Annotated in this window: 12 protein-coding genes; 7 read left to right on the forward strand and 5 right to left on the reverse strand. The window is 59.4% G+C overall.

Translation table 11 applies throughout. The features are described from left to right. The 3 genes from DBR18_RS28535 to DBR18_RS16130 all read left to right on the forward strand — a co-directional run. A partial coding sequence (locus DBR18_RS28535; protein ID WP_218277862.1) for a hypothetical protein occupies positions 1 to 356 on the forward strand: 356 nt, incomplete at its 5' end. A 234-nt stretch (positions 357 to 590) separates the two neighbouring features. Further along, the gene (gene rhtA, locus DBR18_RS16125) at positions 591 to 1,478 is read left to right on the forward strand and encodes a threonine/homoserine exporter RhtA (protein ID WP_108591061.1); all 888 of its coding nucleotides are present in this window, start codon (positions 591 to 593) and stop codon (positions 1,476 to 1,478) included. 169 nt (positions 1,479 to 1,647) lie between these two features. Continuing rightward, positions 1,648 to 1,929, forward strand: coding sequence for a hypothetical protein (locus DBR18_RS16130; RefSeq protein ID WP_108591062.1), 282 nt, complete (start codon positions 1,648 to 1,650; stop codon positions 1,927 to 1,929). A gap of 1 nt (position 1,930) precedes the next feature. Here DBR18_RS16130 and DBR18_RS16135 read toward each other — a convergent pair whose 3' ends face one another. Beyond that, positions 1,931 to 2,509 (reverse strand): TetR/AcrR family transcriptional regulator, encoded by a 579-nt coding sequence (locus DBR18_RS16135; protein ID WP_108591063.1) that lies wholly within the window; start codon positions 2,507 to 2,509, stop codon positions 1,931 to 1,933. 93 nt (positions 2,510 to 2,602) lie between these two features. Here DBR18_RS16135 and DBR18_RS16140 point away from each other — a divergent pair, with 93 nt between their 5' ends. Then, entirely contained in the window at positions 2,603 to 3,331 is a 729-nt protein-coding gene (locus DBR18_RS16140; RefSeq protein ID WP_108591064.1) for an SDR family oxidoreductase, read from the forward strand. 39 nt (positions 3,332 to 3,370) lie between these two features. Then, entirely contained in the window at positions 3,371 to 3,967 is a 597-nt protein-coding gene (locus tag DBR18_RS16145; RefSeq protein WP_108591065.1) for a 2-hydroxychromene-2-carboxylate isomerase, read from the forward strand. Between the two features lie 48 nt (positions 3,968 to 4,015). On the opposite strand, the gene DBR18_RS16150 is transcribed toward DBR18_RS16145, so the two are convergent. From DBR18_RS16150 to DBR18_RS16165, 4 genes are all read right to left on the reverse strand, one after another. Further along, positions 4,016 to 5,824 (reverse strand): aminopeptidase P family protein, encoded by a 1,809-nt coding sequence (locus tag DBR18_RS16150; protein ID WP_108591066.1) that lies wholly within the window; start codon positions 5,822 to 5,824, stop codon positions 4,016 to 4,018. Between the two features lie 56 nt (positions 5,825 to 5,880). Then, on the reverse strand, positions 5,881 to 7,047 hold the full coding sequence (locus DBR18_RS16155) for an aminotransferase class V-fold PLP-dependent enzyme (RefSeq protein WP_108591067.1): 1,167 nt from the start codon (positions 7,045 to 7,047) through the stop codon (positions 5,881 to 5,883). Between the two features lie 205 nt (positions 7,048 to 7,252). After that, complete coding sequence (locus tag DBR18_RS16160; protein ID WP_108591068.1) at positions 7,253 to 7,867, reverse strand: LysE family translocator; 615 nt, start codon at positions 7,865 to 7,867, stop codon at positions 7,253 to 7,255. Between the two features lie 103 nt (positions 7,868 to 7,970). After that, positions 7,971 to 8,228 (reverse strand): hypothetical protein, encoded by a 258-nt coding sequence (locus DBR18_RS16165; protein WP_108591069.1) that lies wholly within the window; start codon positions 8,226 to 8,228, stop codon positions 7,971 to 7,973. A gap of 392 nt (positions 8,229 to 8,620) precedes the next feature. Between DBR18_RS16165 and msuE the strand changes: the two genes are divergently transcribed. Then, positions 8,621 to 9,184 (forward strand): FMN reductase, encoded by a 564-nt coding sequence (gene msuE / locus DBR18_RS16170; RefSeq protein WP_108591070.1) that lies wholly within the window; start codon positions 8,621 to 8,623, stop codon positions 9,182 to 9,184. A 10-nt stretch (positions 9,185 to 9,194) separates the two neighbouring features. Beyond that, positions 9,195 to 10,168: FMNH2-dependent alkanesulfonate monooxygenase (ssuD, locus tag DBR18_RS16175; RefSeq protein ID WP_256588749.1), on the forward strand; the 974-nt coding region annotated here is incomplete at its 3' end.

Below are 10,168 nucleotides of genomic sequence, written 5' to 3' on the forward strand. Positions count from 1 at the left end.
TAACTTGTGATGCTGATAATCTTGTTGACTATCAGTCTGACTCCACAAGCACCCACACGAATTGCTTGATTCAGTTGTTAAAGAGCGGTTGGTTAAGAGCTTTCGTCTCAACCGAGGCGCGCATTCTACAGCAGCCTCATTTGCTGTCAAGTGATTATTTTCAGAAGTTTTCGAAGATTTCTTCAACAACTTCAACCACTTGCGCTTCCGATCTCTCGTTAGCGGGAGGCGAATTCTACAGCGTTACACGCTGCTGTCAACACCTCTTTTTCTCCGCTTTCGACCGAGAAGATCGAACCGTCAAAAGAGCCAAACATCACCGCCCTTTCAACTCCTTCCAGGCTTCGATGAACTGAAGCAACTCGCTATCGAAAACCGTATAACTCATTGAATCTCAAGGAGTTTTCCGTTTCGACTGCGCCGGAAGTGGGGCGAATTATAGAGACTCAGAATCTGCCGTCAACCTTTAATTCGCTTTTCTTCGAAGAAAGGAAAATTCCTGCTTATATATAGACGCGCGCGACGCCAATGCGCAGTATATTGCCCAAAATCCAGCCCAGCTCTTCACCCACTTTGGACGATGCCACGCAATGACTGACCAACCCCGCTCTCTGGCCTCCATGCTGTTCCCGGTTGGGCTGCTATTAATAGCCATGGCATCGATCCAGTCCGGAGCATCTCTGGCCAAGAGCATGTTCCCGGTAGTCGGCGCTCAGGGAACGACCACCCTGCGCCTGATCTTCGCCAGCATCATCATGCTGTTATTGCTGCGCCCATGGCGTGCCAGGCTGACCGCCAGGTCCCTGCGCACCGTAATCGTCTACGGCATGGCGCTGGGCGGCATGAACTTCCTCTTTTATATGTCATTGCGCACTGTCCCTCTGGGGATCGCCGTCGCACTTGAGTTCACCGGCCCCCTGGCCGTGGCCATCTATTCGTCTCGGCGCGCCATCGACTTTCTCTGGATTGCCCTCGCTGCCGCAGGCCTGTGTCTCTTGATACCCACCGGGGCTACAAGCGCAGGCATCGATTTACTGGGTGCAGGTTATGCCTTGGGCGCTGGCGTGTGCTGGGCCTTGTACATCCTGTTCGGTCAGAAAGCCGGCGCAGATAACGGCGTCACGACAGCTGCACTGGGTGTAATGATCGCGGCGCTTTTCGTTGCACCGATCGGCATTGTTCATGCAGGCACCGCATTGCTGACGCCCTCGCTGATTCCAGTGGCGATCGGTGTGGCGATACTCTCCACCGCCCTGCCCTACACACTCGAAATGGTGGCTCTTACCCGCATGCCCGCACGCACCTTCGGGACACTGATGAGCATCGAGCCGGCATTTGGAGCGTTGTCAGGCCTGTTGTTCCTGCATGAATACCTCACGCTGTCACAATGGCTGGCAATCATGTGCATTATTCTGGCGTCCGTCGGCGCAACCCTGACCATGGGCAGCGCTGCCAAACCCGCCATTGCGGCGGATTGAGACGGGATTTTACGAAGGTCTGGCAATTGCTACGCATTTAGGCCATGTTTAGATGCGTAACTTAATGCCAGACATGGATTTTTTTCAGACAGGGAAATCACCACGCCAAAGCGCGACCGAATGCAGGCGGACCCGAGCACCAGACTCGTGGCCGCGATTAAGGACAGTAATGAAACGAATTTTGATGCTGATCGCTGTGCTGGCCGTTACGGGGTGCGCAGCAACTTCCAAGACCCAGGTGAAACACGGCAAGAAAGGGCTGCATATCAACTGTTCGGGACTTTCTTCCTCGTGGGATCAGTGCTACACAAGCGCAGCAAACGCTTGCACCCCGAAAGGCTACAAAGTCATTGCCAAATCGGGGGACGCCGTGGAAGAACCAGGCGACTACCCATTCGGTCTCAATCCAGCTGGCTATACCAGTCGAAGCATGATCGTCATCTGTAAATGAATCATTCTGGTTGCTCGCCTTGTCGAGCAGCCAGCTGACGACTGATTTCTTCATGACTGGACTTCAACACCGTGCGTTGTATGTCCGGCGTCACCAGCATTCTCGCCACTACCAATGCTCCGACACATTGCGACAGAATTGCCCACGCCAGGCTGTCGCTCTCCAGAATCTGCGACCAACTGGCTTGCAGCCGACAAATCCACAACTCTGCCTGCTCGCGAACCTGATCATCTGAACGGGCAATTTCCGCGCCCAGTGTCGGCAAGGCACAGCCCGATTCAGGCTGCTCCACGTGAGCCATGCTCAGGTACTGTTTAAGACAGCGTTCCAGCCGCTCACGGTCCTGCGCTCCCTGCCCTCCCAGTCGCTCCAGGCTCTGACACAGTTCGCGCTCGACGATGGCGGTGAACAGCTCGTTTTTCGACGAGAAGTGGCTATAAAACGCCGCGCCACTCAGGCCGATAGCCTTCATCAAGCCATCGACACCGACTGTGGAAAAACCCGAACGCTTGGCTGAAAGCGCACTGCTGTTCAGCAGCTTCTCCCGGGTTTCCAGCTTGTGACCAGCGGAATACCGCATGTGCTTTTCCCTCTTGACCGACTGCCTTGACGTTGCCCGAATCCTAGCATAACGTTCGTTCACTTAACGATCGTTTACTAAAGGGATTTACCCATGAATAACAAGAAGGTCGTATTGGTGGTTGGTGCTGGCGATGCCACCGGCGGAGCGATCGCCAAACGCTTTGCCAAGGAAGGTTTCGTCGCTTGCGTCACGCGGCGCAGCGCTGACAAGTTGCAACCGCTGGTGGACGCGATTCATGCAGAGGGTGGCGAAGCGCACGGTTTCGCCTGCGATGCGCGCAAGGAAGAAGACGTCATTGCGCTGATCGAAGAGATCGAAACCCGCCTCGGCCCGATCGAGGCGTTTGTCTTCAACATCGGCGCCAACGTGCCTTGCAGCATCCTCGAAGAAACCGCACGCAAGTATTTCAAGATCTGGGAGATGGCCTGTTTCTCGGGCTTCCTCAATGCCCGCGAAGTGGCCAAGCGCATGGTCACCCGCCAGCGCGGCACTATCCTGTTCACTGGCGCGACCGCCGGGCTGCGTGGCGCCGCTGGATTTGCTGCATTTGCCGGCGCCAAACACGGTATTCGCGCACTGGCACAAAGCATGGCGCGCGAGTTAGGGCCGATGAACATTCACGTCGCCCACGTAGTGGTCGATGGCGCCATCGATACCGACTTCATCCGCAACAGTTTCCCGGAGAAGTACGCGACCAAGGATCAGGACGGTATTCTCAACCCCGAACACATCGCTGAGAACTACTGGTATCTGCACAGCCAGCCACGTGACGCCTGGACGTTCGAACTGGATCTGCGCCCGTGGAACGAACGCTGGTAAGCCCCCCTCCTCCATAACAATAAATAGAGAGCAGCGAAGATGACGAAAACCGTGGAGTTCTATTTCGACCTCGGCAGCCCTGCCACCTATCTGGCTTACACCCAGTTACCGAAGATCTGCAGCGAAACCCATAGCGAACTGATCTACATCCCGATGCTGCTGGGCGGCGTGTTCAAGGCGACCGGCAACGCATCGCCGGCAATGATTCCGGCGAAGGGCCGCTACATGTTTGAGGATCTGGATCGCTACGCCAAGCGCTATGGCGTGCCGCTGAAGTTCAATCCGCACTTTCCGATCAACACGCTGATGCTGATGCGCGCCGTGACCGGCATTCAACTGCGCCAACCCCAACGCTTCCAGGCGTTTATCGATTGCCTGTTCAAGGCGCTGTGGGTGGAAGGACGCCCTCTCGATGAGCCGGCAACCGTTGCCGCGGTATTAAGCGAACAGGGTTTTGATCCCCATGAAGTGCTGGCCCTGACCAACGACGAAACCGTCAAGGCAAGACTCAAGGACAACACCGAGACCGCCGTTAAACGCGGCGTATTTGGTGCGCCGAGCATGTTTATCGGCAATCAGTTGTTCTTCGGTCAGGACCGCCTCGACTTCGTCGAAGAAGCCCTGCGTCAGGCTTAGAGAAACAACAGAACCCGGACGCCGCCCACAGCGCCCGGGCTTCACCCCTCAGATAGCTGCAGTCCGCGTGTTCAACCACGCCAGTGCAGCGCCCTCAAGCAGCGGACTCAGACGCTCACGCACTTCAGCGTGATAGGCGTTGAACCACTGCTTCTCTTCCTGCGTCAGCAAGGACGGCTCCAGGCAGCGCGTGTCGATCGGGCACAGGGTCAGCGTTTCAAACTTGAGGAACTCGCCAAATTCGCTGCTGCCTGCCTCGCGATTCATCGCCAGGTTCTCGATGCGCACGCCCCAACGACCCGGACGATAGGTGCCCGGCTCGATGGACGTGATCATCCCGGGCTGCATCGCCGTTTGCGGAGCCGCTGCGGCCTGATAGGCGATCACCTGCGGGCCTTCGTGGACGTTGAGGAAATAGCCGACCCCATGACCGGTGCCATGGCCGTAATCCACGCCTTCCGCCCAGATCGGTGCACGGGCAATGGCATCGAGCAACGGCGACAGAATGCCTTTGGGGAACTGCGCCCGCGACAGGGCAATCACGCCTTTGAGCACGCGCGTGCAGTCACGCTTCTGTTCAGCCGTCGGCGTACCCACCGGCACCATTCGGGTGATATCGGTGGTGCCGCCCAGGTACTGGCCGCCCGAATCGATCAGCAGCAAACCGTCGCCCTCGATCACCGCGTGCTCTTCTTCGGTGGCGTGATAGTGCGGCATCGCGCCGTTGGCGTTAAACGCGGCAATGGTGTTGAAGCTCAGCGACACGTAATCCGGACGACGCTCGCGGGCAGCGGTGAGCTTCTCGTCAATGGTCAGTTCGGTGATGCGTTCGCGCCCCCAGGCCGATTCCAGCCAGGCGAAGAATTCGCACAATGCCGCACCATCCTGTTCCATGGCCTGGCGAATGTGCTGTGCATCGGCCTCGCTCTTCTGCGATTTGGCAAGGGTGGTCGGGTTCAGGCCTTCGACCAGTTTTACCGCGCTGTCCAGGTTATCCAGCAAACCCGTAGTCACTCGAGCCGGATCCACCAGCAGGCTCGCACCACCTGGTACGGCGCGCAATGCGTTGGCCACTTCGCGGTAATCGCGCAGGGTCACGCCGTCCTGCTCCAGCACCGCACGCAACCCGGCATCGACTTTGCTCAAGGCCACAAACAGCGTGGCTTGCTGTTGATTGATCAACGCAAAAGAAACAAACACCGGGTTGAACGACACATCGCCGCCGCGCAAGTTGAACAGCCAGGCGATGTCATCAAGGGTGGCGATGAAATGCCAGTCGGCGCCGCGTTCCTGCAGGGTCTCGCGCAGTTTGGCGAGTTTCTCGCCACGGCTGACCGTCGCTTGCGGCGGCAGATGGGGATAGATCGGCGCGTTTGGCAGGCTTGGGCGATCAGACCAGACTTCATTCAGCAGGTCGATGTCGGTGCGCAGACGCGCGCCACGGGCTTCAAGCTTGCTGCTCAGTGTCCGCGCCGAAGCCACGGCCATCACCGCACCATCGACCGCTACCACTCCACCTTCCGGTGTCTGCTCGGCCAGCCAGTCCAGCGGGCTCGGCTGCCCCGGTTGCAGCTTGACCAGCTCGATGCCGCTGCCCTTGAGTTCCTTGGTCGCCTGTTCCCAATAGCGACTGTCGGCCCAGACCCCGGCGAAATCAGCGGTGACAATCAAAGTACCGACCGAACCATGGAACCCCGACAACCATTGCCGCCCCTGCCAGTAACCCGGCAGATATTCCGACAGATGCGGGTCGGCCGATGGCACCAGCAATGCATGAATGCCTTCACGGCGCATCAGTTCACGGGTGTGCGCCAGGCGCTGGGGGACCGATCCTTCGGTCAAAGTCTGGGTACTCATCATGTCTCCTGCCAATCACTTCATCGTTATTGTTCGTAGCCGTGGAATTCGGCTGGTTAAAGCCCTGTCGCCCAGAATGCCGGGGCACTGGTGCAGGCAGTTTTGATCAGTTCTACTGCTTGATCGATATCCTCGGCGGTGGTGAACCGGCCGAGGCTCAGGCGAATGGTGCGACCGGCCAGCCGGGCGTCGTGTCCCAGTGCCAGCAGCACGTGGGATGGCGTGTTGCTTGCCGAGTTGCAGGCCGAGGTCGCGGAAAACGCGATCGAATGGCTCAACGCCGCACTGTTGAACTCACCTTCGCTGAACGTCAGGCTCAGGGTGTGCGGGATGCGCTGGCTGACGCTGCCATTGAGGCGCACGCCCGGCAGGCTCAGCAACGGTTCAAGCAAGCGTTCGCGCAGCGCCACGATGGACTTTTTCTCTGCATCGAATTCGGCTGCGGCCAGGGCGAACGCCGCGCCCATGCCGGCGATCTGGTGGGTGGCCAGAGTCCCGGAGCGCAATCCGCCCTCGTGGCCGCCGCCATGAATCTGCGCCTGCAAACGCTGTTGCGCGCGCGGGCCGACATACAACGCGCCGATCCCCTTGGGGCCGTAGAGCTTGTGCGCCGAAAACGACATCAAGTCCACCGGCCACTGCTGCAGATCGATCGCCACTTTGCCGGCGCCCTGCGCGGCATCGACGTGGAACAACGCGCCACGGCCACGCACGACTTCACCGATGGCGGGGATGTCGTTGAGGGTGCCGAGTTCATTGTTGACCAGCATCAGCGACACCAGAAAAGTGTCTTCACGCATCGCTTCGCTGACGGCTTGCGGGGTGATCAGGCCTTCGGCGTCCGGCACCAGATAGGTCACCGCAACGCCGGCGTCCTGCAATTGCCGGGCGGTATCGAGAATGGCTTTGTGTTCGATCTGGCTGGTAATGATGTGGCCGCCGGTAACGCCGCGGGCCTGGGCCACGCCTTTGAGTGCAAGGTTGTTGGACTCGGTGGCACCGGAGGTCCAGACGATCTGCGCAGCCTCGGCCCCCACCAGTTCGGCGACTTGCCGACGGGCGTGCTCGACCGTTTGCCGGGCCTGCTGGCCGAAAGCGTGGGAGCTGGACGCCGGGTTGCCGAAATTGGCGTGAAAGCCCAGACAGTCGATCATCACCTGGATGACCCGCTCGTCCACCGGGGTGGTGGCGGCGTAATCGAAATACAACGGACGTTTATTCATAAAAGACTCGCAGAGCGTGTTCCGGGATCAGGAGGCTCGTGTCTGCAAACGGCACAGCGCAGCCTTGTGAGCTGCGCGTCGGTTCGAGAGCGTCATCAATACCTGATCGGATGCCGTTAAAGAAGAACAACTTCATTTAAAAGTGCGTAGGAACGCTTCTGAAGCCGAGCTTAACAGGCATCGGGCCGGCGGTTGAAGCAATGCGTCAGTGAAAGCTTTCGAGAAGCAGCGGGTACAGCGAAATCACCAACAGCGCGGCCATGCCCCAATTGAACACGCGCAACCAGCGCGGGTCCTTCAATACATTGCGCAGCAGTGTGCCGCACGCCGCCCAGACGCCGACGCTGGGCAGGTTGATGATGGCGAACACGGCGGCGATCACCACTACGTTGGTGAAATAGCCCTGCATCGGCGTGTACGTGCTGATCGCGCCAATAGCCATGATCCAGGCCTTGGGATTGACCCACTGAAACGCCGCGGCGCCGAGATAGCTGATCGGTTTGGCCTCACCTTCGGCGCTGTCACCGACGGGTCCCGAATGAGCGATTTTCCACGCCAGATACAACAGGTACCCCGCGCCGACGTAGCGCAGAACCGTATAAAGAATCGGATAGCTCTGAAACACCGCGCCGAGGCCAAAGCCCACGGCCACGACCAACACGAAGAAACCGCAGGTGATGCCGAGCATATGGGGAATGGTGCGGTTGAAGCCGAAGTTCACCCCCGACGCCAGCAACATGGTGTTGTTCGGCCCCGGTGTAATCGAGGTGACAAGGGCAAACAGGGCAAAGCCCAACAGCAGATCAAGCGAGAGGGTCATGAGGGAAGCAATCCGTCGGGGTCATTCAGGTGTTGACCCTATCGCACGGCAGCCCGCAAACCCACGGACAGTTACGCGAAACTTCAAGCAGTACAGTTTGCTGTCAGCTTGGACGACCGTGCAGCTGTATGGCACGCCCGGCGCTCATTTCAGCTTTCCTGTCGAATTGCGATTCGCCCAGCAGTGCGGCTTTCTTCGCGTGATATTCGTCGAAGGACAAGCCGCTGCGATTCAGCGCTTCCATCGCCAGTTCGCGGGTTTCTTCGGCGGTGTACGGCCGTTGTTCTGGGGAAACGTGGGTCGCGCAACCGGCGAGGACGGAGACAGCGAGCATCAGCGAAACAGTCAGTAAACGATTCATGGGGAGCGTCCTGGCGGGCGGTGGTAGTCGATGGGCAAAGGCTACGCCCGCGCCCGTCCGGGCAAAAATCAACGCTCTCAATAGTGGCTATCAGGATTTCAGCTTTAACGCTTTTATATTCCCTAACGATCTACAAATATCGATTAACGTTCTTTTACGGAATAACCAGCAGTCGTTATAAATCCCTGCACACGGCGAACAACTGTTGCTCCAGCAACTGTTGCCCAGGCAACAGCAGATCAACAAACCCGCCTGATATCTGCACAACGCAACCGCGCCAGAATGCTCAAGGCCCGGTAAACCGGGCCTCTCAGGAATTGGTACAGCGCTTGCTCAAGCCTTGGCACTGACTCACTACTCGCTGAGCAACTGTTGATAAAAAGGAACTCATCATGTCGCGTCCCCTGAAAGTCGTCGCCCTGTCCGGCGGCACCTGGCGTCCCTCCCGCACTCTGGTGCTGACCCAAGCGCTGTTGGCCGAACTGGCCGGGCATTTGCCGATCGACAGTCACCTGATCGAACTGGGTGACATTGCCCGCCCACTGGGCGCCGCTTTGTCGCGTCAGGAGCTGAGCGCCGAGGTCGAGGCCGAGCTGCACGCCATCGAACAGGCCGATCTGCTGATCGTCGCCGCGCCGGTGTATCGCGGCTCCTACCCCGGCCTGCTCAAGCATCTGTTCGACCTGATCGATCTCAACGCGCTGATCGACACCCCGGTGCTGCTCGCCGCCACCGGCGGCAGCGAGCGCCATGCGCTGGTACTCGATCATCAGTTGCGGCCGCTGTTCAGTTTCTTCCAGGCCGTGACGCTGCCCATTGGCGTGTACGCCACCGAGGCCGACTTCGCCGACTACCAGATCTCCAGCGAACCGCTCAAAGCGCGGATCCGTCTGGCCGCCGAACGCGCTGCGCCGCTGTTCGGCACGCAAATCAAACCGTTGCTGAAAATCGCTTGAGGAGCTGTTCATGGATGTTTTCTGGTTCCTGCCGACCCACGGCGACGGCCACTACCTGGGCACCACTCAAGGCGCGCGCCCGGTCACCCTCAACTATCTGAAACAAGTGGCGCAGGCCGCCGACAGCCTCGGCTACCACGGCGTGCTGATTCCCACCGGGCGGTCCTGCGAAGATTCGTGGGTGATCGCCTCGGCGCTGGTGCCGCTCACCGAACGCCTGCGTTATCTGGTGGCGATCCGCCCGGGGATCATCTCGCCCACCGTGTCGGCGCGCATGGCGGCGACACTCGATCGACTGTCCAACGGTCGTCTGCTGATCAACGTGGTGACCGGCGGCGATCCTGACGAAAACCGTGGCGATGGCAGCTTTCTCAGCCACAGCGAACGCTACGAAGTCACCGACGAATTCCTCAGGATCTGGCGCCGGGTGTTGCAGGGCGAATCGGTGGATTTCGAGGGCAAGCACCTGAAAGTACAGAACGCCAAAGCTCTCTATCCGCCAGTGCAGAAGCCGTATCCGCCGCTGTATTTCGGTGGTTCCTCCGACGCCGCGCATGACCTCGCTGCCGAGCAAGTGGACGTATATCTGACCTGGGGCGAACCACCCGCCGCTGTCGCCAAAAAACTCGCCGATGTCCGTGAACGTGCAGCGCGGCACGGGCGCAAGGTGAAGTTCGGGATTCGTCTGCACGTCATCGTCCGCGATACCGCCGAAGAAGCGTGGAAAGCCGCGGACAAACTGATCGAACACATCAGCGACGAGACCATCGAGGCCGCGCAGAAATCCTTCTCGCGCTTCGATTCCGAAGGCCAGCGGCGCATGGCGGCGCTGCATGACGGGCGTCGCGACAACCTGGAAATCGCCCCCAACCTGTGGGCCGGCGTCGGCCTGGTACGCGGCGGTGCCGGCACTGCATTGGTTGGCGATCCGCAGCAAGTGGCCGCGCGGATCAAGGAGTACGCCGACCTCGGTATCGAGAGCTT

It is taken from the genome of Pseudomonas sp. HMWF021, assembly GCF_003061005.1.
Lineage (GTDB): Bacteria > Pseudomonadota > Gammaproteobacteria > Pseudomonadales > Pseudomonadaceae > Aquipseudomonas.

Excerpts from the sequence above, each read along its gene's own strand:
- DBR18_RS16145 (WP_108591065.1), top strand. The coding sequence starts at position 3,371 with ATGACGAAAACCGTGGAGTTCTATTTCGACCTCGGCAGCCCTGCCACC.
- DBR18_RS16160 (WP_108591068.1), bottom strand. The coding sequence starts at position 7,867 with ATGACCCTCTCGCTTGATCTGCTGTTGGGCTTTGCCCTGTTTGCCCTT.
- DBR18_RS16140 (WP_108591064.1), top strand. The coding sequence starts at position 2,603 with ATGAATAACAAGAAGGTCGTATTGGTGGTTGGTGCTGGCGATGCCACC.
- msuE (WP_108591070.1), top strand. The coding sequence starts at position 8,621 with ATGTCGCGTCCCCTGAAAGTCGTCGCCCTGTCCGGCGGCACCTGGCGT.
- DBR18_RS16165 (WP_108591069.1), bottom strand. The coding sequence starts at position 8,228 with ATGAATCGTTTACTGACTGTTTCGCTGATGCTCGCTGTCTCCGTCCTC.
- DBR18_RS16150 (WP_108591066.1), bottom strand. The coding sequence starts at position 5,824 with ATGAGTACCCAGACTTTGACCGAAGGATCGGTCCCCCAGCGCCTGGCG.
- DBR18_RS16130 (WP_108591062.1), top strand. The coding sequence starts at position 1,648 with ATGAAACGAATTTTGATGCTGATCGCTGTGCTGGCCGTTACGGGGTGC.
- DBR18_RS16135 (WP_108591063.1), bottom strand. The coding sequence starts at position 2,509 with ATGCGGTATTCCGCTGGTCACAAGCTGGAAACCCGGGAGAAGCTGCTG.
- DBR18_RS16155 (WP_108591067.1), bottom strand. The coding sequence starts at position 7,047 with ATGAATAAACGTCCGTTGTATTTCGATTACGCCGCCACCACCCCGGTG.
- rhtA (WP_108591061.1), top strand. The coding sequence starts at position 591 with ATGACTGACCAACCCCGCTCTCTGGCCTCCATGCTGTTCCCGGTTGGG.